The sequence below is a fragment of the Geodermatophilus sp. SMS 5-13 genome, assembly GCF_059428245.1.
Genome location: NZ_CP165729.1, coordinates 2,300,193 through 2,322,132 on the forward strand (window position 1 = coordinate 2,300,193; position 21,940 = coordinate 2,322,132).

17 protein-coding genes are annotated in these 21,940 nt (G+C 77.3%); 11 read left to right on the forward strand and 6 right to left on the reverse strand.

Translation table 11 applies throughout. From position 1 onward, the window contains the following. Nucleotides 1-94 precede the first annotated feature (94 nt). The 4 genes from AB3388_RS11295 to AB3388_RS11310 all read left to right on the forward strand — a co-directional run bounded on the left by AB3388_RS11295 (nt 95) and on the right by AB3388_RS11310 (nt 5,286). Nucleotides 95-424, forward strand: coding sequence for a DUF6504 family protein (locus AB3388_RS11295; protein WP_495410867.1), 330 nt, complete (start codon nt 95-97; stop codon nt 422-424). Then, nucleotides 424-912, forward strand: a complete 489-nt coding sequence (locus tag AB3388_RS11300) for an SAV_6107 family HEPN domain-containing protein (RefSeq protein WP_495410868.1) — start codon at nt 424-426, stop codon at nt 910-912. Before AB3388_RS11295 ends, AB3388_RS11300 begins: the two co-directional genes overlap by 1 nt. A gap of 44 nt (nt 913-956) precedes the next feature. Continuing rightward, on the forward strand, nt 957-4,649 hold the full coding sequence (locus tag AB3388_RS11305; RefSeq protein WP_495411451.1) for a DNA polymerase III subunit alpha: 3,693 nt from the start codon (nt 957-959) through the stop codon (nt 4,647-4,649). A 154-nt stretch (nt 4,650-4,803) separates the two neighbouring features. Then, nucleotides 4,804-5,286, forward strand: coding sequence for a VOC family protein (locus AB3388_RS11310; protein WP_495410869.1), 483 nt, complete (start codon nt 4,804-4,806; stop codon nt 5,284-5,286). A 6-nt stretch (nt 5,287-5,292) separates the two neighbouring features. On the opposite strand, the gene AB3388_RS11315 is transcribed toward AB3388_RS11310, so the two are convergent. Beyond that, on the reverse strand, nt 5,293-6,897 hold the full coding sequence (locus AB3388_RS11315; protein WP_495410870.1) for an AMP-binding protein: 1,605 nt from the start codon (nt 6,895-6,897) through the stop codon (nt 5,293-5,295). A gap of 127 nt (nt 6,898-7,024) precedes the next feature. On the opposite strand from AB3388_RS11315, the gene AB3388_RS11320 reads away from it, so the two are divergent. Genes AB3388_RS11320 through AB3388_RS11330 form a run of 3 tightly spaced genes read left to right on the forward strand, consistent with a single transcriptional unit; the run spans nt 7,025 to nt 11,764 of the window. Further along, nucleotides 7,025-9,844, forward strand: a complete 2,820-nt coding sequence (locus AB3388_RS11320) for an ATP-binding protein (RefSeq protein ID WP_495410871.1) — start codon at nt 7,025-7,027, stop codon at nt 9,842-9,844. 10 nt (nt 9,845-9,854) lie between these two features. Next, nucleotides 9,855-10,598 carry a class I SAM-dependent methyltransferase gene (locus AB3388_RS11325; protein ID WP_495410872.1) on the forward strand — a complete coding sequence of 248 codons (744 nt, stop codon included), beginning with the start codon at nt 9,855-9,857 and terminating at the stop codon, nt 10,596-10,598. Beyond that, nucleotides 10,595-11,764 (forward strand): alkaline phosphatase family protein, encoded by a 1,170-nt coding sequence (locus AB3388_RS11330; protein ID WP_495410873.1) that lies wholly within the window; start codon nt 10,595-10,597, stop codon nt 11,762-11,764. The genes AB3388_RS11325 and AB3388_RS11330 overlap by 4 nt, the downstream gene beginning before the upstream one ends. A gap of 2 nt (nt 11,765-11,766) precedes the next feature. On the opposite strand, the gene AB3388_RS11335 is transcribed toward AB3388_RS11330, so the two are convergent. From AB3388_RS11335 to AB3388_RS11345, 3 genes are all read right to left on the reverse strand, one after another. Further along, complete coding sequence (locus AB3388_RS11335) at nt 11,767-12,681, reverse strand: ferredoxin family protein (RefSeq protein WP_495410874.1); 915 nt, start codon at nt 12,679-12,681, stop codon at nt 11,767-11,769. A gap of 25 nt (nt 12,682-12,706) precedes the next feature. Further along, nucleotides 12,707-13,720 carry a cupin domain-containing protein gene (locus AB3388_RS11340; RefSeq protein ID WP_495410875.1) on the reverse strand — a complete coding sequence of 338 codons (1,014 nt, stop codon included), beginning with the start codon at nt 13,718-13,720 and terminating at the stop codon, nt 12,707-12,709. A gap of 314 nt (nt 13,721-14,034) precedes the next feature. Further along, nucleotides 14,035-14,325 carry a BatC protein gene (locus AB3388_RS11345; protein ID WP_495410876.1) on the reverse strand — a complete coding sequence of 97 codons (291 nt, stop codon included), beginning with the start codon at nt 14,323-14,325 and terminating at the stop codon, nt 14,035-14,037. A 142-nt stretch (nt 14,326-14,467) separates the two neighbouring features. Between AB3388_RS11345 and AB3388_RS11350 the strand changes: the two genes are divergently transcribed. The 4 genes from AB3388_RS11350 to AB3388_RS11365 all read left to right on the forward strand — a co-directional run bounded on the left by AB3388_RS11350 (nt 14,468) and on the right by AB3388_RS11365 (nt 17,987). Then, complete coding sequence (locus tag AB3388_RS11350; RefSeq protein ID WP_495410877.1) at nt 14,468-15,442, forward strand: acyl-CoA dehydrogenase family protein; 975 nt, start codon at nt 14,468-14,470, stop codon at nt 15,440-15,442. Next, nucleotides 15,439-16,047, forward strand: coding sequence for an SAM-dependent methyltransferase (locus tag AB3388_RS11355; RefSeq protein WP_495410878.1), 609 nt, complete (start codon nt 15,439-15,441; stop codon nt 16,045-16,047). The genes AB3388_RS11350 and AB3388_RS11355 overlap by 4 nt, the downstream gene beginning before the upstream one ends. Nucleotides 16,048-16,103: 56 nt before the next feature. Further along, nucleotides 16,104-17,453 (forward strand): DNA polymerase IV, encoded by a 1,350-nt coding sequence (gene dinB, locus AB3388_RS11360; RefSeq protein ID WP_495410879.1) that lies wholly within the window; start codon nt 16,104-16,106, stop codon nt 17,451-17,453. Nucleotides 17,454-17,561: 108 nt separating this feature from the next. Then, nucleotides 17,562-17,987 (forward strand): SCO2097 family morphological protein, encoded by a 426-nt coding sequence (locus AB3388_RS11365; protein ID WP_495410880.1) that lies wholly within the window; start codon nt 17,562-17,564, stop codon nt 17,985-17,987. Nucleotides 17,988-18,149: 162 nt separating this feature from the next. On the opposite strand, the gene AB3388_RS11370 is transcribed toward AB3388_RS11365, so the two are convergent. Both AB3388_RS11370 and AB3388_RS11375 read right to left on the reverse strand, forming a co-directional pair. After that, nucleotides 18,150-20,558 carry a transglutaminase TgpA family protein gene (locus tag AB3388_RS11370; RefSeq protein WP_495410881.1) on the reverse strand — a complete coding sequence of 803 codons (2,409 nt, stop codon included), beginning with the start codon at nt 20,556-20,558 and terminating at the stop codon, nt 18,150-18,152. After that, the gene (locus AB3388_RS11375; protein ID WP_495410882.1) at nt 20,555-21,937 is read right to left on the reverse strand and encodes a DUF58 domain-containing protein; all 1,383 of its coding nucleotides are present in this window, start codon (nt 21,935-21,937) and stop codon (nt 20,555-20,557) included. Before AB3388_RS11375 ends, AB3388_RS11370 begins: the two co-directional genes overlap by 4 nt. Between the last annotated feature and the right edge of the window lie 3 nt (nt 21,938-21,940).

A 21,940-nucleotide genomic window follows, 5' to 3' on the forward strand; every position in this document is an offset into this window, starting at 1 on the left:
GGACACAGCCGACACCCGCCGCTCTCGGGTCCTTCCCCGCCCGGGGCGGTGGGCCGGACGGCCTTGGCGGGAGAGCGAGACAGGGGAGTGTGCCATGAGCCGGGTGCTCGGCGGGCCGGCCGGTCGGGTCGGCGAGGAGGTGCAGGTCGAGCGCGGCGCGCTGGGCCCGGTGCAGTTCTGGCGCGGCGAGTCACGCTACGTCGTGGGCGAGCTGCTCGACTCCTGGGTGGAGACCGCCCCCTGGTGGCAGCAACACGCCGTCAGCTCCTCCGGCGGCGCCTCGGCCGAGCTGGTCGCCTCCCGCGAGGTGTGGCGGGTGGAGGCGGTGCGGGCCGGCCGGTCGCGGATGAGCTTCGCCGGCGTCTACGACCTGTCCTGGGACGCCGCCGGCAACCGCTGGTGGCTCGTGCGGGTGCACGACTGATGGGCGCCGCGCGAGTCATGCCCGCCGACCAGCTGCCGCTGCCGCCGCCTCTGCCCCCGGCGGCGGCCCAGCTCCTCGACCAGGCCCACCGCGCGCTGGCCGAGGCCGCGGGCTGCACCGACGACCCCCGGCGCCGGTACGCCACCGCCCACCTGGGCGCGCTGCGCGCAGCCGCCGCCGTCCTCGCCGCCCGCACCCGGCCCGAGGCCGGTCGGCGCCGGCCGCGCAGCGCGTGGGTGCTGCTCGGTCAGGTCGCGCCGGAGCTGGGGGAGTGGGCCACCTTCTTCGCCGCCGGCGCCGCCAAGCGGGCCGCGGCCGAGGCCGGCCTCTCCCGCGCGGTCACCGAGCGGGAGGCCGACGACCTGGTCCGCGACGTCCGGGCGTTCCTCACCGTCGTCGAGCACACCCTCGGCGCCCTCGCCCCCGAGCCGGTCCGGCCGGCGGCCACCCGCCCCCGGGTGGTCGGCGGCTCCGACCACCGAAGGTGAGCGCCGACCCCTTCGTCCACCTCCACGTCGCCTCGGGCTACTCGATGCGGTACGGCGCCAACCATCCCGCCGACCTCGTGGCCCGGGCCGCCGAGCACGGCATGGCGGCGCTCGCGCTGACCGACCGCGACGGCCTCTACGGCGCGGTCAAGTTCGCGCTCGCCTGCCGCTCGGCCGGGGTGCGACCGATCTTCGGGGTGGACCTCGCGATGGCGCCGGCCGTCGACTCCGCCGTCCCGCGGCCGCTGGCCCGGCCGCTGGGGAACGGCGCGGCGTCCCGGCTCGGCGGCCCGGCCGGCCGGCGGGTGCCCGCGCGCGGCGGGGCCAGCGTCGACCCGCGGCTGCCGCGGGTCACCTTCCTCGCCCGCGACGGGGAGGGCTGGCGCTCGCTGTGCCGGCTGACCAGCGCGACCCACCTGCGCGGCACGCGGGGGGAGCCGGTGAGCTCGCTGGCGCTGGCCGCCGAGCACGCCCCGGGGCTGGTCGCGCTGCTCGGGCCGGAGTCCCCGGTCGGGCGGGCGCTGGCCGAGGGCCGGGCCGACGCCGCCGCGGCGACGCTGGACGCCTGGCGGGCGATCTTCGGCCCGGGCCGGCTGGCGGTCGAGCTGGTCCACCACCGCGGCCGGGGCGACCGCGCCCGGGCCGCGGCGATGCTGCGGTTCGCCGCCGAGCAGCAGGTGCCGGTGGTGCTCAGCAACGCCGTCCGCTACGTCGACGCCCTCGACGCCCCCACCGCCGACGTGCTCGACGCGTCCCGCCGACTGGTCCCGCTCGACCTGCGGCACGTCGACCGGCGCACCGCCGAGGGCTACCTGAAGTCGGGCAAGGAGATGGCCGAGGTGGCCGAGGACCTCGTCGGCCCCGACCGCGACGCCGCGCTGCGGCTGCTCGAGGGCACCGCCCGGCTGGCCGAGCAGTGCGCCGTCGACGTCCGCGAGGACCTCGGCATCGGCACCGTGCGCTATCCCGAGCTCGACGTCGTCACCACCGCCGCGGAGCGGGGGATGAGCCCGTCGCAGGTCCTGCGCGCCCGCTGCGAGGCCGGCCTCGGCCGCCGCGGGATGGCGCTGACCGAGCGGGTGCGCGTCCGGCTGGAGGAGGAGCTGGGCGTCATCGACTCCCTCGGCTACCCCTCCTACTTCCTCACCGTCGCCGACGTGGTCGACCTGATCAAGAGCCTGCGGGTCCGGGCGGCGGCGCGCGGCTCGGGCGCGGGCAGCCTGGTCACCTACCTGCTCGGCATCTCCGACGTCGACCCGATCCGCTACGGGCTGCTGATGGAGCGCTTCCTCTCCCCGCTGCGCCACCAGCTGCCCGACGTCGACATCGACGTGGAGTCCGCCCGGCGCATGGAGGTCTACGACGCCGTCCTGGAGCGCTTCGGCGCGCACCGGGTCAGCTGCATCTCGATGATGGACACCTACCGGGTCCGGCACGCGATCCGCGACGTCGGCGCCGCGCTGGGGATGCCGGTCGCCGAGGTCGACGCCATCGCCAAGGCGTTCCCGCACATCCGGGCCAACCAGGTGCACGCCGCGCTGCGCGACCTGCCGGAGCTGCGGGCCAGCCGGATGGGCAGCAAGCGCGGGGGCGGCACCGGCGACCTGGACCTGATGTTCGACCTGGTCGCCCGGCTCGACGGGCTGCCCCGGCACATCGCCCTGCACCCGTGCGGGGTGCTGCTCTCCGACGCCACGCTGCTGGACCGCACGCCGGTGGAGAACAGCTTCCTCGGCTATCCGATGAGCCAGTTCGACAAGGACGACGTCGAGGAACTCGGGCTGCTCAAGCTCGACCTGCTCGGCATCCGGATGCAGTCGGCGATCGCCCACGCGCTCGGCGAGATCGAGCGGATGGACGGCGAGACGGTCGACATCGACGCCGTCCCGCGCGACGACCCGACCACGTTCGAGCTGATCCGCAGCACCCGCACGCTGGGCATGTTCCAGATCGAGTCGCCGGGGCAGCGGGAGCTGGTCGGCAAGTTCGGGCCGCGATCGTTCGAGGACATCGTCATCGACATCTCGCTGTTCCGGCCCGGGCCGGTGAAGAGCGACATGGTCACGCCGTTCCTCATGGCCCGGAACGGCTGGCGGGACGTGGTCTACCCGCACCCCGACCTCGAGTTCGCCCTCGAGCAGACCGCCGGCGTCGTCGTCTTCCACGAGCAGGTGCTGCAGATCGTCTCCCGGATGACCGGGGTGTCCCTGGCCGAGGCCGACGAGGTGCGCCGCGCGCTGGGGGAGAAGGACGCCCATCCGGAGGTCCGTGCCTGGTTCATGCCTGCCGTGCTGGAGGCCGGCTACCCGGTCGAGGTCGCCGAGCGGGTGTGGGAGGTGCTGGCGGCCTTCGGCTCGTTCGGCTTCTGCAAGGCGCACGCGGCGGCGTTCGCGCTGCCCACCTACCAGTCGGCCTGGCTCAAGGCGCACCACCCGGCGGCCTTCCTCGCCGGGGTGCTCACCCACGACCCCGGCATGTACCCGAAGCGGCTGATCCTCGACGACGCCCGCAACTTCGGCATCCGGGTGCTGGGCCTCGACGTCAACGCCTCGGCCGACACCTACCGGGTCGAGCGGCTCGGCGATGAGGAGGAGCCGGACGACGCGGACGAGGGGCGCCGGCTGCGGCCGGAGTGGATGCCGGCGTCGATGCCCGACCCGTCCCGCTACGGCATCCGGCTGTCGCTGACCGACGTGAAGGGCATCTCCGAGGAGGAGGTGGGCCGGATCGTCGACGGGCAGCCGTTCCGGTCGCTGGCCGACTTCTGGCAGCGGGCGTCGGTGTCCCGGCCGGTGGTGGAGCGGCTGGTGCTGGCCGGCGGGTTCGATTCCCTCTACGGCTTCGGGCTGCGCGACCGCGAGGCCGGCCGGCCGACCCGGCGCCGTCACCAGGTGAACCGGCGCGACCTGCTGCTGCAGATCGGCGAGCTCGACCGGTGGACCCGCAGCGGCGCCCGGGCCGGCGCCCGCGGCCAGCTCAGCCTGGACTTCATGGACATGGATCTCCTGGGGCTGGAGCTGCCGGAGGAGGAGGCGGCGCCGGAGTGGGCCGACAGCAGCGGGCTGCCCGAGTTCACCGATGCCGAGCTGGTGCGCGCCGAGCTCGAGGTCCTGGGCCTGGACGCCAGCCGGCACGTGATCGACTTCTACCGGCGGTTCCTCGGCGAGCTCGGCGCGGTGCCGGCGAGTCAGATGCTGACCTGCCGCAGCGAGGCCGAGGTGCTGGTCGCCGGGGTGAAGGTGGCGACGCAGACGCCGCCGATCCGCTCCGGCCGCCGGGTCGTCTTCGTGACCCTCGACGACGGCACCGGCTGCACCGACTCCACCTTCTTCGAGGACGTGCAGGGTCCCTACGCTGCGACGGTGTTCCACTCGTGGCTGCTGGTCATCCGCGGGGTGGTGCGCCGCACCGGCCCCCGTGGGGTGTCGCTGCGGGCCACCGGGGCCTGGGAGCTGCCCGCGCTGCACGAGGCGTGGGAGGCCGGGGGCCTGGCGGCGGTGGCCGAGCAGATGGCGGCGCCGGGGGAGTACACCGAGCGGGCGATCGCCGGCGCGGCGGCGTCGCACGGCTCGCGGCCGGTCATGGTGCGGCCGGTGCTGGTGCACCCGACCGGCTTCCGCATGTCGCCCTACGCCGACATCAAGCCGGCCGGCGAGGACACCAAGCTGGCCGCCCGCCGGACGGCCGCGGCGCCGCGCAAGCTGTGGCACTCCAGCCCCGGCAGTTCGGGCCACTGATGCCGGCGCCGTTGGTTCGCCCCGCTCTTCCTGCGGGTTGCCGGCGCTGCGGGCCCGGTGATCCGCGCGAACAGCGGGCGAAACCTCCTCGACCGATGAGTTCCTGCCCCGCCGAGCGTTCCTACTGACGAGACCGCACACCAGGAGGACGACGATGCCGAAGACCGTGATCTGCCTGTGGTTCGACACCGAGGCCGAGCAGGCCGCCGAGTACTACACCTCCATCTGGCCCGACGCCGAGATCCTCGGCGTCCTCCGCTACGGGGATGAGGACCCGCAGCGCGCGGGCACCGTGCTGACCGCGAACTGGCGGCTCGGCGACACCGAGTACGTCGGCCTCAACGGCGGCCCGCAGAACTGGGCCTTCACCGAGGCCATCTCCTTCCAAATCATGTGCGCCGACCAGGCCGAGGTCGACCACTACTGGGACCGGCTCACCGACGGCGGCGAGGAGAGCCAGTGCGGCTGGCTCAAGGACCGCTTCGGCGTCTCCTGGCAGGTCGTGCCCACCCGGCTGATGGAGCTGCAGAACGACCCCGACCCGGCCCGTCGGCAGCGCGCGGTCCAGGCGATGTTCGGCATGAAGAAGATCGTCATCGCCGACCTCGAGCGCGCCGCCGACGCCGTCCCCGCCTGACGAGCCTCAGGCGCGGGCGGGTGCCGCCGCGAGCTGCGCCCGCAGCTCGTTCTTGCGGATCTTCCCCGAGGCGGTCAGCGGAAAGGCGTCGACGAACACCCACGTCGTCGGCGTCTTGTACGCGGCGAGGTGCGCCCGGCTGAAGGCGTGCAGCTCGGCCTCGGTCACCGTGGCACCCGGCGCGGGCCGCACGAACGCCGCGACGGTCTCGCCCCACGTCGCGTCGGGCCGGCCCACGACGGCGACCTCGGCGACCGCCGGGTGGCGGTGGAGCAGCTCCTCGATCTCCCGGGGATAGATGTTCTCCCCGCCGCGGATGATCATGTCCTTGATCCGGCCCTCGACCCGCAGCCGGCCGTCGCCGTCCATCTGCGCGAGGTCGCCGGTGTGGTACCAGCCGTCGGCGTCGATCGCGGCGGCGGTGGCCTCCGGCTCCCCGAAGTAGCCGTGCATCACCAGGTAGCCGCGGGCACAGAGCTCCCCGACCGCGCCGACCGGGACGGGCCTCCCGCCGGCCGGATCGGCGACCATCACCTCGGTCTGCGGCAACGCCGTCCCCAGCGTGCCGGTGCGCGTCTCCGGAGGGTCGTCCGGGCCGGTCATGGTGATGATCGGCGAGCACTCGGTCGTCCCGAAGACGATCGAGAACCGGACCCCGAACCGGCGTTCGCACTCCTGGGCCACCTGCGGCGGCACCGGCGCCCCTCCGGAGACGAGGGTCCGCAGGCTCGAGAAGTCACGTCGTCCGGCGTCGGGATGACCGAGCAGCGCCAGCAGCATGGTCGGGACGCCGCCGCTGACCGTCGCGCGCTCGGACTCGATCAGCGCGAGCTGCAGACCGGGGTCGAACTGGGTGAGGCAGACGAACGTGGCCCCGGCGGACAGCGCGCCGAGCACGCCCATCCCGCAGCCCGCGGTGTGGAACAGCGGCATGGGCCACACGAAGACGTCGCCCGGCCCGGTGCCCATCCGCTGCATCACCAGCCGGGCGTTGTTGAGCATGCCGTGGTGGTGCAGCAGGACGCCCTTGGGGGAGCCGGTGGTGCCCGACGTGTACTGGATCTGCACGTCGTCGTACGAGCTCACCGCGGGCAGCGCGACCGCGGGGTCGGCCGTGGCGAGGAACCGCTCCCAGTTCGCCAGGGCGATCACCTCGCGGAGGTCGTCGAGCCGAGGACGCACGTCGGCGACGATCTCGGCCATCGGGTTCCCCCGGAAGCCGGCGCCGTGCACCAGGCCCGAGCTGCGGGATCGGCGCAGCACGTCCTCCAGCTCCGCGCCCTGGTACGCCGGGTTGACGGTGACCAGGACGAGCCCGGCGAGCGCGGCGCCGTGCTCGAGCAGGATCCACTCGAGGGAGTTGCCCGCCCAGACGGCGACGTGCTCGCCGGGGCGGAACCGGCCGAGCAGCGCGCGGGCGGTCCGCTCGGCGGCGTCGAGCAGCTCGCCGTAGGTCAGCGCGCGCCGCGCCGTCCCCCCGGGCCCGGCCTCCACGACGGCGATCCGGTCGGGGGCGGTGGCGGCCGCGGCGCGTAGGGCGTCGCCGACGGTCCGCTCCAGCAGCGGGACGGCGCCGTCCGCCGGGCGGTAGGCGAGCGTGGCTGTGTCCATCGGTCCTCCCGGGTCCCGAGGCCCTTGGCGGCCCTCCGGGGGAACGGTTCACTGGATGCGGGCGGGGCGCACCGGGGTGCGCACCCGAGGATTTCGTCCGGCCGGTGCCTGACGAGGAGGCCCGACGATGGACCGGGAGCACCTCCCGCTGCTCGAGCGCGAGGGCGAGATGGCCCTGGTGGCCGATCGCGTCGTCGCGGTGCGGGAGGGAGCCGGCGCGCTCCTGCTGCTCGAGGGGCCGGCCGGCATCGGGAAGACCCGGCTGCTGCGGGGGACGTGCGGGCGCGCCATCGCCGACGGGATGACGGTGCTGCGGGCCCGCGGCGGGGAACTGGAGCGCGGTTCCCCGTTCGGGATCGTCCGGCAGCTGTACGAGGCGCCCCTGCGCCGGGCCGCGCCCGCGGACCGGGACGCGTTTCTCGACGGGCCCGCCTCGCTCGCCGCGCCGCTGCTGGGGGACGCCCCCGCCGCGCCCCTCGGTGACGCCTTCGCCGGGCTGCACGGCCTGTTCTGGCTGACCGCCAACCTCGCCGAGCGGGGGCCGCTCGTGCTCGCCGTCGACGACGCGCACTGGGCCGACGAGGCCTCGCTGCGCTTCCTCGTCTACCTGCTGCGCCGGATCGAGGCGCTGCCCGTGCTGCTCGTCGCCGCCTGCCGGTCCGACGAGCCGGGGCGGCCGGACTCGCTCGACGTGCTGCGCGACGACCCGCTCGTCGTCCGTCTCCGGCCCGCGGCGCTCTCCGCACCGGCCGCGGCCGTCCTGGTCCGGTCGGTGTTCTCGCCGCGCGCGGATGCGGCCTGCTGCGCCGCCTGCTTCGCGGCGACCGGCGGCAACCCGCTGCTGCTGCGGATGCTCGCCGAGGCCCTCCGCGACGAGGAAGGGGCGCCCACCGGGGAACGGGTGACGGCGCTGGCCGCCCAGGTGGCGGCGGTGTCGGTGCTGCCCCGGCTGCGCCGCCTGCCGGGCGGGGCCGTGGCGTTCGCCGGTGCGGTCGCCGTCCTCGGGGACCGGGTCGAGCTGCGGCACGCCGCCGCCCTCGCGGGGCTGGCCGGCGGGCCGGCGACCCGGGCCGTCGACGCGCTCGCGGCCGCCGGGATCCTCGCGCCCCGCCGTCCGCTGGAGTTCGTGCACCCGACCGTCCGCCGGGCGGTCTACGAGAGCCTGCCCGCCGCCGAGCGGCACCGCGCGCACCGGGCGGCGGCCGACCTCCTCGACGCCGAGCACGCGCCCGCCGACCGGATCGCCGCCCACCTCGCGGCCACCGAGTGCCTCGGGGACACGCGGGTGGTCGACGTCCTCCGCGCGGCGGCGCACCTGGCGCTGGACCGGGGAGCGGTCGAGGAGGCGGCCGGCTATCTCCGCCGCGCGCTGGCCGAGCCGCCCCTGCCGCAGGATCGGCCCGGCGTGCTCGCCGAGCTCGGCTCGGCCGTGGCGCGGACCCGGCCGGCCGAGGCGTGCCGGTATCTCGAGGAGGCCCTGGAGCGCAGCACGCGGGACGGGGACCGGGCCGTGATCGCCCTCGAGCTGGCCCGGGTCATGAGCACCGCGCGGGACACCCGCGGGGCGGTCACCGTGCTCCGTCGCGCGCTCGCCGCACCCGGGACGCTCGAGCCGGACCTGCGGCTGCGGCTCGACGCCACCTACATCAGCATCGGCCGCCGCTATCCCGACACGCGCGACGACGTCACGCGGCGGCTGCGCGAGCTGGCCGGCCTGGCCGGACCGGACAGCACGGCCGGGTGCCTGCTGCTGGCCGACCTGGCCACCGACGCCCTCGAGGAGCGCGGCTCCGCGGAGGACGCCGCCCGGCTCGCCGCCGCCGCCCTGCGGGACGGCCGCCTGCTGCACGCCGGCGAGGCCGACGCCGCGCTCATGGCCAGCGGGGTGCTGATGTCCACCGACCGGCTCGACGCCGCGGAGGAGGCGTGGGACGCCGAGGTGGACCGTGCCCGACGCGGCGGGTGGGTGATCGGGTTCGCCGCCGCCGCGACCGTGCGCGCCTGCCTGGCCTACCGCCGCGGCCGCCTGGCCGACGCCGAGGCCGACGCGCAGCTGGCCGAGGACATGCTCCGCGAGCACGGCCTGGACCTGACCCGCCGGTACAGCCTCGCGTTCCTGGTCGGCGCGCTGGTCGAGCGGGGGGAGACGGCGAGCGCCGCCGAGCGGCTGGCCGCCGGCCCCGTCCCGATGAACCTCTCCCTGCTGCTGGACAGCCGCGGCAGGCTGCGTTGCGCGCAGGCCCGGTTCGGCGACGCCGTCGAGGACTTCCTGGACGCGGGCCGCCGGCTGGTCGCCCGCGGTACCTCCCACCCCGGCATGCTGGCCTGGCGGTCCAGCGCCGCGCTGGCGCTGCTGCGCCTGGACCGGCCGCGGGAGGCCCGGCAGCTGGCCGAGGAGGAGCTCGAGCTCGCGCGGCGGCTCGGCGTGCCCCGCGCGGTCGGCATCGCGCTGCGGGCCGCCGGTCTGGTCCGCGGCGGTGGGCCCGGCCTGGCGCTGCTGGAGGAGGCGTCGACGGTGCTCGCCCGGTCCTCGGCGCGGCTGGAGGAGGCGCGGGCGCTGGCCGACCTCGGTGGGGCGCTGCGCCGCGCGAACCGGCGGATCGAGTCGAGGGAGCCGCTGCGCCGCGCGCTCGACCTGGCCCAGCGCTGCGGCGCGACCCCGCTGGCCGAACGGGTCCGCGAGGACCTCGCCGCGGCCGGCGTCCGGCCGCGCCGGGCCGCCATCGGCATCGACGCCCTTACCCCCAGCGAACTGCGAGTCGTCCGGATGGCCGCCGAAGGCCTGGGCAACCGGGCGATCGCCCAGTCCCTGTTCGTCACGGTCAAGACCGTGGAGCTCCACCTGCGCAGCGCCTACCGCAAGCTGGGCATCTCGTCGCGCACCGAGCTCGCGGAGCAGCTTCCCGGGGACCGCGCCGGGGGAGCCCTCGCCGGCGCCCGCCACTAGGGTCGGCCGGGTGCAGCCCTCTGCCTCGACCGCCGCGGAGCACCAGTCCGCCCGCGCCGCCGCCGTCTGGGCCGCCCTCGACCCGGTGATCCGATCGGGCACCCCACTGCGGGTGCTCGACGTCGGCGGCGGCAGCGGCATCTTCGCCGTGCCGCTGGCCCGCCTCGGCCACCAGGTGACCGTCGTCGACCCCAGCGCCGACGCCCTGGCCACCCTCGGCCGGCGCGCCGACACCGCCGGCGTGGGGGGCAGCGTCCGGGGCGTCCAGGGGGACGGCGACCTGCTGCACGAGGTGCTGCCCGCCCTCGGCGACGGCGGCTACGACCTCGCCCTGTGCCACTCGGTGCTCGAGGTGGTCGACGACCCCGCGGTCACCCTCCGCGAGATCGCCGGCGCCGTGCGGCCGGGCGGCCAGGTGAGCGTGGCGACGGTCAACCGCGCCGGCGCCGTCCTCGCCCGTGCCCTCTCCGGCCACCCGGTCGAGGCCCTGGCCCTGGTCGAGGACCGCGACCCCGCGCCGGGGCGGGCCCGTCCCGCCCGGCGCCGGTTCGCCCCCGAGGAGCTGCTCGCCCTCGTCGAGGAGGCCGGGCTGCGCGCGGACAGCTGGCGCGGCGTCTCGGTCGTCGCCGACCTGCTCGACGCCTCGTCCGAGGCGGACCCGGCGAACGTGCGCGCGCTCGAGCTCGCCCTCGCCGAGACCTCGCCCTACCGGGACGTCGCCACCGGCCTGCACGTCCTGGCCAGTCGGCCATGACGCTGCCCCCGGACCTCGCCCGCCCGCACTACGGCACGGCCACCCTCGCCGACGTCCTGCCCGGCGCGGCCGCGGCCATCGGCGTGGACGTGCGCCGCGGCGACCTGCCGGCCGATCCGCTCGGCCTCACCGCGGCGCTGGCCGGTGCCCGCCGCGTCGCCGTCCTGCTGGTCGACGGGCTCGGCGTCGACCTGCTGCGCGCGCACGCCGGCCTCGCCCCGACCCTGGCGGCGCTGGCCTCCCCGGTCGGGGTCCTGCAGGCGCCGTGCCCCAGCACCACCCCGGTCAGCCTCGCCACCCTGGGCACCGGCCTGCCGCCGGGCAGCCACGGCATCCTCGGCTTCGTCACCGACGTGCCGGGGGAGGACCGCCTGCTCAACCACACCCAGTGGCGCGACGACCCCGACCCGATGGCCTGGCAGGCGCAGCGCACCGTCTTCGAGCAGGCGTGGGACGCCGGGGTCGCGGTCACCGCCGTCGGCCCCTACGCCTACCGCGGGTCGGGGCTGACCGAGGCGGCCTACCGGGGCGCCGACTACGCGGGAGTGGTCAGCCCCGGCGACCTGACGGCCGTGACCCTGCAGGCGCTCCGGGCGGTGCCGCGGGCGCTGGTCTACGCCTACATCCCCGAGCTGGACCTCACCGGGCACGTCCGCGGCGTCGACTCCGACAGCTGGCGGGCCCAGCTGGCGATCATCGACCGGCTCGTCGAGCAGCTGGTCGCCGGCCTGCCCGAGGACGCCGCCCTGCTGGTCACCGCCGACCACGGGATGCTCGACGTGCCGCCCGACACCCGCCTGGACGTCGACGACGAGCCGGACCTGGCCGATGGCGTCCGGGTCCTGGCCGGCGAGCCCCGGGCCCGCTACGTGCACACCCTCCCGGGCGCCGCGGACGACGTCCTCGCCCGCTGGCGCGACGTCGTCGGGCACCGCGCGTGGGTCGTCGGCCGCGACGAGGCCATCGCCAGCGGCGTGTTCGGTCCGGTGGACGACGGCGTCGCCGCCCGCATCGGCGACGTCGTGGCGCTGGCCCGCGGCTCCTGGGCGCTGACCGCGAGCCGGCACGAGCCGGGGCCGAGCCGGCTGGCGGCCTACCACGGCTCGCTCACCGCGACCGAGCTCGCCATCCCGCTGCTCGCCGCCCGGGGCAGCGCCCTGGGCTGAGCTCAGCCCAGCGACTCCAGCCGCCACAGCCGCATGTGCGCGGGATGCAGCGCCGAGCAGGTCAGGTGCGCCGCCTCCTCCGACGGGGCGCTCTCGACGGTCGCCGTCAGCTCGCCGTCGGGGCCGGCCAGGGTCACCGTCCAGCGCTCGATCTCCGCGCCCGGCACGGTGAGCTGCCGGACGCCGAGCGGCCGCAGGTCGTCGACGCCTGCCAGCCCCAGCTCGGTGCGGGCCAGCTGCTGCGCGGCCTGCGCCGGCGGGGCCAGCCCGGCCCGGCCGCGCAGCCACGGCAGCGCGACCTGCCCGCGCGCGTGCGCCGCGACCAGGTCGCCGCCGTCCCCGGGCACCTGCCCGTAGTAGAAGCCGTGCGGGAGGACGACGACGTTGGCGGCGAACCGGTCGCCGCCGAGGTGGCTGCACTCCCAGACGTCGGCGGGCCCGGGTGCCGGCAGGCTGCGCGCCAGTGGCCGGCCGCGCAGCGCGCAGCACGCGTCGTGCGCGCCGTGCGTGCACACGAGGTAGACCGGGCCGGCCGCCGGCTCGCCGGCCGAGCCGTCCCACGGGACGTCGAGCAGGTCGGCGTCGCTGCCGCGCACCGACCACCACAGCCCCTCGCGGCCGGGCCGGGAGTCCACGTAGGCCCACCGCCGGCCGGAGTCGGTCAGCCGGTCGCCGGGCCGCCGGATCAGCAGCAGCCGCACGTTCTCCCGCCGCGACCGCCGGGCCAGCAGCGGCGCCACCTCCGGATCGAACCGCGACTGCTCCAGGGCGTCGCGCCCCCACGGCCCCGGCTGCTCGATGAGCAGCCAGCGCTGCGCCAGGGAGGCGGTGGCCATCAGGGGGTCCCGCCGGGCCAGGGCCTGCACCGAGCACCGGGAGGGGTCGAGCCGGCCGGCCGGCCGCGCGGCGCCGGTCACGGCCGGCTCCCGGGGGAGCGGGCCCTCACCGTCGGGTCCCGGGCTCCTCCGCACGCGGCCCATCGTGCCCCGCGTCGCCGGTCCCGGCGACGGCGTCGGGCACGACCGCGATCCCCTCGGTGACCAGCCGCTTCGCCAGCGTCAGCCGGTCGTCGCCGTCGAGGCCGGGCAGGTCGGCGACCTTGAGCTCGCCGACGGCCAGCAGCTCGGCGAGGGCCGGCCGGGTCTCGGCGGGCAGGTCGTGGGTCCGCCGTCCCGCGACCAGGGTGACCCGGCCGTCGGCGGCCGGTCGGAGGCTGCAGCGCAGCCGGCGGCGCAGCTGCAGCACGGTCCCGGGGGTCAGCGCGGCCGCCGCGGCGGACTGGGCGAGCGGGGCGACCGGCTCCGGGCGCACCTGCGCCCAGGTCCGCGCGCGCAGCCGGTCGGCCACCTCCGCGGGGTCCACCCGGCCGAGCCAGTCCTGGAGGGCGGCGAGCACGGTCGCGACGTCGTCGGTCGCCGACGACGGATCGGCGAGGTCCAGCCCCAGCGGCAGCGAGCGGCGCAGCTCGGGATCGTCGGCGGCGAGGGTGCGCACCAGGTCCAGCGCCGACTCCGCGGCCGCCCAGCGGGTCACCGCGTGGACGCCGACGGTCAGGTGGCCGCTGATCGCGCCGAGGGCCGTCGCCGAGTGCAGGTAGCCGCGGGGCAGGTAGAGGGCGTCGCCGGGCCGCAGCACGGTGTCGATCACCGGCTCGTGCTCCGCGGCCGCGGCCACGTCGGCGGCCCGGTCGTTCCACGGCTGGGTGCGCAGCGGGTCGGCCAGCACCGGCTCGAGGATCCGCCAGCGCTTCTCGCCGGCGAACTGCAGCACGAAGACGTCGTGGACGTCGTAGTGCGGGCTGAACCCGCGCGAGGACGGCGGCGTGAGGTAGGCGTTGACCTGCGTCGGGTGGCCGAGGTCGGCGGCGAGTTGGTCGGCGAACTCGATCAGCGGCGGCCACAGCCGGTGCAGCCCCTGCAGGACGACGGTGCTGCCCTCGGCGAACAGCCGCAACACCGCGTCGGAGGAGACCTGGTCGGCGATCTCGGCGCCGGCGCCGCCCGAGGTGGTGAACCGCTTCGCGTCGACGACCGCGCCGTCCTTGGCGATCCGCAGGAACGGCGTGCGCAGCCCGCGGCGGGTCAGCAGCTCGTCGACGTCGTCGAGGGTGAGCAGGTCGGCGAAGGACTCACCGGTGTCCTCGGCGCGGGCGAGCAGCGGGCGCCGGGACCAGTGCTCCCGGGCGAACGCGTCCGGGTCGGTGTGCGTGCACCGCCACAGGGCCGGACGGGCGTGCTGCCCCGTCCGGCCCCGGGAGGTGAGGTCGTCGCTCAGGCGCCACCGTCCGCGCCACCGTCGGCGCCACCATCGGCGCCGCCGTCCGCGCCGCCATCGGCGCCGCCGTCCGCGCCGCCATCGGCTCCGCCGTCCGCGCCGCCATCGGCGCCGCCATCGGCGCCGCCGTCCGCGCCGCCATCGGCGCCGCCATCGGCGCCGCCGTCACGGCCCGCGCCGCCGTCGGCTCCGCCGTCCGCGCCGCCGTCGTGCTGGCCCGGAGTGCCGGACGCGCCGCCGTCGGCGGGCCCCTCCGTGCTGGTCATGTCGTCGTCGTCGAGCGCCATGTGCTCCTCCGCCCTCTCGTTCACCGGCCGCCCCGGTCAGGCGCCCGTTGCGCGTCTTCCTACCGCACCCGACCAGTGCTCACACCTGTTCGGTTGCGTGCAACGAGGTTGCTGGGGGCGGCCGGCGGGTAGCCGCCCCCGCGTGCGTCCCGCCGGCGTGGTCTGTGCGCCCGATGCCGGGCCCGCGACGGTCGCCGCGGCCGTCACCTCCCTGCTCGGCGAGGGGTGGGCGGTGCCGGTCCCGGGCGGCGGCGCGACCCGCGAGCGCTGGCGGCAGCTGACCTGCCTGGGGGCGCAGAACCTGTCGCTGGCGCGGCTGCTGGAGGGCCACGCCGACGCAGCGGCGATCCTCGGCGAGCTCGGCGGCCCGACCCCCGGTCCCGGCAGCCGGCTCGGCGTGTGGGCGGCGGAACCGCCGGACGCCCGGCTGCGTGCCCGTCGGGCGCCGGCCGGGTGGTGCGTCGACGGCCGCAAGGCGTGGTGCTCGGGCGCCTCCGTGCTCACCGCCGCGCTGGTGACGGCGGAGGCCGACGACGGGCCCCGGCTGTTCCTCGTCGAGCTGACCGGTCCGGGCGTGAGCGTCGAGCCGTCGACGTGGGCTGCGCAGGGGATGCGGGCCAGCGACACCGCGGACGTGGGTTTCGCCGCCGTCCCGGCGGTGCCGGTCGGGCCGCCGGGCGGCTACGTCGAGCGGCCCGGCTTCTGGCACGGCGGAGCGGGAGTGGCCGCGGTCTGGCTCGGCGGTGCGCTCGGCGTGGCACGGGCGCTGTCCCGGGCGGGCGCCCCCGACGTGCTGCACGACCTGGCCCGCGGGACCTGCGAGGTCGCCCTCGGCGCGGCCGGGGCGGTGCTGGACACCGCTGCCGCGCAGGTCGACGCCGATCCGCACGACCTGCCGGCGGCCCGGCGGCGGGCGCTGCTCGTGCGCGCCGTCGTGGCGGGTGCGGCCGAGCAGGTCCTCGCCACGGTCGGCCACGCGCTCGGCGCCGGACCGCTCGCCCGCGACCCGGCGCACGCCGCCCGGGTCGCCGACCTCGGCGTCTACCTGCGCCAGCACCACGCCGAGCGGGACGTCGCCGCGTTCGGGGCCCTGCTGCGGGAGGAGGGGGCTCGGTGAGCCTGCCGGACTCGTACTTCGACGGCCTGTACGCGGCCTCGGACGATCCCTGGTCGATGCGCAGCCGCTGGTACGAGCGGCGCAAGTACGCCGTGACCGCGGCGGTGCTGCCCCGCCGGCGCTATCCCGACGCGGTCGAGGTGGGCTGCTCGGTGGGGGAGCTGACCGCGCTGCTCGCATCCCGCTGCGACCGGCTGACCGGCTGGGACGTCAGCGCGGCCGCCGTCGCGGCGGCTCGCGCGCGGACCGAGGGCCTGGGCCAGGTGACGGTGGAGCGGCGCCGGTTCCCGGTGGACCCGCTGCCGCCGTGCGACCTGCTGGTCCTGTCGGAGGTCCTGTACTACCTGGACGACGACGACCTCCGGGCCGCCGTCGTGGCCGCCCGCGACGCCGTCCGCCCCGGCGGGACGCTGCTGGCCGTGCACTGGCGCCACGGGGTCGCCGACTACCCGCAAGGAGGGGACGCCGTCCACGCGGCGCTCCGGGCCGGCCTGGCCTGGCCGCGCGCGGCGGCGCACGAGGAGCCGGACTTCCTGCTCGACTGCTGGGTGGCGGCCGACGACGCCCGGGCCGCCTCGGTCGCCGCGGCCGAGGGGCTGGTCTGAGGCGGCGGGTCGCAGCGCGCCGATCCGCCCTCCCACCCTCTATCCTTCTCGAACACGTGTTCGATGAAGTGGAGGTGGGCATGCTGGGGCGCGCCGAGGGGTGCACCGTCCTGCACGTCGACATGGACGCCTTCTTCGCCAGCGTCGAGGTCCGCCGGCACCCCGAGCTCGCCGGGACGCCGGTCATCGTCGGCGGCGCGGGCAACCGCGGCGTGGTCACCTCGGCCACCTACGAGGCCCGCCGCTACGGCGTGCACGCCGCGATGCCCACCGCGCGGGCGCTGCGGCTGTGCCCGACCGCGACGGTGCTGCCGGGGGACATGGCGCTCTACGCCGAGGTGTCCCGGTCGGTCATGGCGCTGTTCCGGTCGATCACCCCGCTGGTGGAGCCGCTCTCCCTGGACGAGGCGTTCCTCGACGTCGCCGGCGCCGGGCGGCGGCTGGGCGACGCCGCCGAGATCGGCGAGTACCTCCGTGCCCGCGTCTACGACGAGCAGGGGATCACCTGCTCGGTCGGGGTGGCGCCGACCAAGTTCGTGGCCAAGCTCGCCTCCACCCACAGCAAGCCCGACGGGCTGCTCGTCGTCCGCCCGGCCGAGGTCATGGACTTCCTGCACCCGCTGCCGGTCGGCGCGCTGTGGGGCGTGGGGCCCAAGACCGAGGAGCAGTTGCTGCGGCTCGGGCTGCGCACCGTCGGCGACCTCGCGCACGTGCCCGCCCGCACCCTGCAGCGGGCGGTCGGCGCCGCCGCCGGGTCGCACCTGCACGAGCTGGCGTGGGGCCGCGACCCGCGCCGGGTGGTCCCCGACGAGCCGGAGCGCTCCACCGGGGCGGAGGAGACCTTCGCCACGGACGTCGACGACCCGGCGGTGATCCACCGCGAGTTGTTGCGGCTGGCCGAGCGCACGGCGGGCCGGTTGCGGTCGGTCGGCGCGCTGGCGCGCACGGTGAGCATCAAGGTCCGCTTCGCCGACTTCGCCACGATCACCCGCAGCCGGACCCTCGCCGTCCCCACCGACGTGGGCCACGAGCTCTACGAGACCGCCCGGGCGCTGTTCGACGCGCTGGGGCTGGACCGCGCCCGCATCCGCCTGGTGGGCGTGCGCGCCGAGCGGCTGGTCGACGAGGAGTCCGCGCCGCGGCAGCTGGAGCTCGGCGCCCGCGAGCACGGCCGCCGTGAGGCCGAGCTCGCCGCCGACCGCGCCGCCCGCCGCTTCGGGGCCGGCGCGGTCCGCCCGGCGACGCTGTTGCACCGAGGAGGGACATCCGCCGACGGCTGGCGGCGCGGGGGAGCCGACGACGGGCCGGTCGCCGCCGTCCCGATCCCGCGCCCGGACCGGCCCCGGCGCCGCCTGCCGGCGCTCGGAGCTGCCCCGTCGGCGGCCCCCGGGCACCCGGGAGAGTGATCACGCCGGCGATCCCCGGCGGGTCGGCGGCAACTCGCCTTTCGCCCGTTGCGATCGGCTCGTATCCTCGGTGACACCGCCGGCGGTGACGACCGGCGGTACCTGGCTATGGCCCACGTGGAGGTCGACGTGCCGCTCTCCGAGCACGAGCAGCGACTGCTGGAGCAGATCGAGCGCGCCCTCGTCGATGACGATCCCAAGTTCGCTTCCTCGGTCCGCACCGGTGACCGCCGGCTGAAGGCCCGCCGCAAGCTGCAGCTCGGTGCCGCACTCGTCGTCGTCGGGCTCGCGGTCCTGACGGGCGGCGCCGTCGCACACTCGGTGATCCTCGGGGGCATCGGTTTCCTGGTGATGTTCGGCGGGGCAGCCCTCGGCGTCCTGAACTACAAGTCCGCGACCGGGGCCGTCGAGGCCGGCGCCCCCGCGAGCGGTGGTCGCGGCCCGGCCGGTGGCCGGGGCAAGGGTGGCCGCCGTGGTCGCCAGCCGCTGAAGAACCGCCTCGAGGAGCGCTTCCGCCGCCGCTACGACCAGTAGCCCGCAGTCGTCGCCGAACGGCCGCCGTCCCACCCGGGACGGCGGCCGTTCGCGTATCCGGGACGGGGCGACCCGCGCGGTGTGGTCGCCGACCTCGCGGTCCATCGCGAGGGTCGCGACCGCGCGGCGAGGGTGACCGCCCACCCAGCGGCGGACCGGCGGTCAGGCCGTCCGCGTCCGGCGGCGCACGAGCGTGGCCAGCCGGCGGCTCACCGCGTCCGCGGCGCGCCGGCCGGCGCCGCCGAGCAGCGAGCCGGGCCACAGCAGCGCCAGCAGGCGGGCGCGGGGCGGGGTGGCCCGGACCAGCCCGCGCCGCGCGGTGCGCAGCGCCGCCGCCAGCTCCGGGTCGGCGGCAACGCTGCCGGGCCGGGCGTAGCTGGCGGCCTCCTCGGCCAGCGCCAGCCGCCGGAGCGCGTCGTCGGCCGCGGCCTCGGCGGCCGAGTCGGGACGGCGCACGGCGCGCCCCGCCGCGGCCCCGGCCGAGCGGGTGACCACCCCGGCCAGCTGCCGGGCGGTCTGCCGCGGGGTCAGCGCCGGGTGCAGCGGCACCCCGAGATCGCGCGCGGTGGCCGCCAGCTCGTCCCACAGCGCCGCCGGTGCGCCGTCGGCCAGCCGCCGGCGCCGCTGCAGGGCGCGCAGCGCCGCCGGCGTCGCCAGCAACGCCAGCACGAGCACCGCGACACCGCCGCCGATCAGGACCGGGCGCAGCCAGGGCGCGGTCTGCTCCTGCGGCAGGTTCAGCGGGACGAACTGGTCGTCGCGGTCGAGCTGGCGGGTGGGCACCGAGGGGGCCGAGGGGAGGGGCGCCGAGGCGCTCGCCGCCGGGTCGCTGGGCTGCGGGGCGTCGGCGCGCGGCGCCCACGGCAGCGCCACCCGGCGCTCGACGGAGATCGGCGTCGGGTCGAAGGGCACCCAGCCGAGGCCGGCGAAGTAGACCTCGACCCAGGCGTGCGCGTCGTCACTGGTGATCACCCGGGTGCCGTTGCGGTCGGCGCTGCCCGGTGTGTAGCCCAGCGCCACGCGGGCGGGCACGCCCGCCGCCCGCACCATCACGGCCTCCGCGCCGGCGTACTGCTCGCAGTAGCCGCGCCGCAGCCGCAGGAAGTCGGCGAGGTCGTCGCCGCTGGTGCCCGGCGCCGTCGACAGGCTGTACACGAAGCCGTTGGACCGGTCGGTCAGGAAGGCGTGGATGGCCCGGACCCGCTCGTACGGGGTGGCCGCGTCGGCGGTCAGTCTCCGCACCAGGTCGACGACGGTGGGGTTGAGCAGCGGCAGCTCGGTGTAGCGCGCCTGGACCGGGTTGTTGCGGGGCAGGGCGGGCGACTGGGCCAGCAGCTCGGCCGAGGGCTCCGGCTGGCGGGCGGTGACCCGGTAGGTGAGGCCGGACGTCGTGACGTTGCGGCCGAAGACCGTGCCGGTGGCCGGGTCGAAGCGCCAACTGCGGTCGCCGTCGCCGGCGACGCTCACCGTCAGCGGCGAGGTCAGCAGCGGCAGGAACCGGTCGGAGTGGCCGACCGAGGTGATGGTCGCGGTCATCTGCCGGCCCGGCTCGCCGTCCGGCAGCGGGGCGAGCCGGTCGTCGTCCGCGATGGACCGCTCGCCGTCGAGGTTGGACAGCGACCAGCCCTCGTCGCTGTCGTACTGGTCGAGCGAGACGACCCGCAGGTAGCCGGGGTCCTCGACCGAGGCGTCGACGCGCAGCAGGTCGATGGCCTCGGGCAGGGTCAGCTCGCCGCGCAGCTGGGCGACCGGGTCCAGCGACGTGCCGGTGGCGCTGCCGGTCCCGCTGCCCGCCCCCAGGCCGGTGGTCAGCGACCCCTCGCGCAGGGTCGGGACCAGCGCGCCGAGGACCAGGCCGGTGGCGAGGGCGAACACGCCGGTGCGCACCGCGAGCAGGGTGCCGGTGCCCAGCAGCGACCGGCGGCCGGAGCGGGCCCGCTGCGCCAGCCGGCGGCGCTGGTCGGCCCACAGCAGCACGGCCAGCCCCGCCGCCGGCGCCGCGATGGCGGTCAGCCCGATGCCGCCGGTGATCGTGCCGACCGGCACGCAGTAGAGGATCAGCAGCCCGAGCCCGGCCAGCGCCGGCTGCCGGCCGGCCACCGCGACCAGGTCGACGGCGACGGCGACCAGCCCGACCAGGATCACGGTCAGCGCCAGCAGGCCGCGCAGCGGCAGGGCGGGCGTGGCCTGCTCGCGCAGCTCCGCCGAGCCGTCGGCCAGCACCTCGGAGAGCCCGGTGAGGCTGGTCGGCGTCGGCACCACGCCGAGGAAGGCGTCGGTGGGCGCGAAGAACGCCGTCAGCAGGCAGCAGACCAGCGCGACCTGGCCGATCGGGACGAGCGGGACGCCGGCCGCGGCCAGCCGGGACGGCACCGGCCGGTCGCCGGCCAGCCGCACCCACAGCGCCGGGCCGGCGGTGCGCAGCAGCAGCCCCCCGGCCAGGACGACGACGACGGTGGCGAGGACGGGGGCGAACCAGCCGCCGGTCGCGTACACGGGCGCGAGCGCGAAGGCGCCGAGCAGCGTCGCGGCCGCCGCCGCCAGCGCCGAGCCGATGTCCTCGCGGTTCACGCCGGCACCCCGGCGGCGGACAGCGAGGCGGCCTCCGGTCCGGTCAGCTCCGCCCAGACCTGCTCGACCGGGGAGTCGGCGCGGGCCACGGCGACGTGCCAGCCGGCGGCGCGCAGCAGGGCGGCGGCGTCGTCGCGCTGCCGGTCCAGCTCGGCGCGGGCGGTCGACGACGGGGCGCGCCGGCCGCGCTGCAGCCCGGCGTCGGCCCAGCTGCCGATGTCGACCAGGACCGCGAAGTCGGTGCTCGGGCCCGAGCGGGCGCGGACCAGGTCGGCCGCCTCGTCGGCGCCGGCCGCGCCGAGCAGGCAGATGACCGGACCGTCGCCGGCGGCCCGCGAGAGCAGCTCCACGCCGGTGCCCAGGCCGGACGCCTTCGACGGCCGCACCCCGGCCAGGGCGTCCAGCAGCTCCTCGGGGTCCAGCCCGCCGCGCGTGCCGGCCGTGGCCAGCTCGCCGGACTCGGTGACCACCCGCAGCGTGGCGCCGCGGCGGCCGAGGGCGGCGCCGATGCTGGCCGCCGCCTCGATCAGCCACTCGAGGCTGTCCGGCGGCGGGTTGTCGTCCCCGGCCGGGCCGGCCGCCAGGACGGCGCCCCGCGCCGCGGCGTCGCGGTGGGCGAGCAGGTGCGCGCGGGTCCGGGTGTCGAGCAGCAGGGTCGCCTGCGCCCGCCAGGGCCGCTCCTCGAGGCGGACCATCAGCTCGCCGGTGCGGGCCGTCGTCCGCCAGTGCACCTTGCGCAGGTCATCGCCGTGGCGGTACTCGCGGACGCTGACGTCGTCCTCACCGTGGACGGCGATCGACCGGCGGCTGCCGTCGCCTCCGCCGCCGTGCCCGCCGGCCGGGCCGCACGGCCCCAGCGGCCGCACCCGGGGGACGACGACCAGCGGGACGGTATCCGCCCCCGTGGCCGTGCGCAGCACCAGCCCGAACGGGTCGACCAGGCGCAGCCGCAGCGGGCCGAGGGTGTGCCGGCCCCGGCGGGTGCCGTGCACGCGGTAGCCGAGCTCGGCGGTCTCCCCGCCGGCCAGCCGCTCGACCACGAACCCCGGCGAGGCCCCCAGCTCGGGCGGCAGCTGCTCGGAGAGCAGCCACAGCCCGCCGGTGCGGCTGTCGGCGTTGCTGATCTCGAGCAGCACGTCGGCGTCCTGCCCCCGCGGCACCCGGGCCGGCGTGACGGTGCGCCGCGAGGCGAGCCGGAAGCGCTCCCGCGCCACGGCCGCGGCCGACAGCAGCGGCAGCGCCAGCACGAACACCGCGAGCTGCACCAGCGCGCGCTCGCCGAGGACGGCCCCGAGGAGCAGCAGGGTCCCGCCGGCCGCGATGAGGCACCGGCCGCGCAGTGTGAGGGAGGACAGCGCCGTCCCGACCCGCCCGCGCACGGC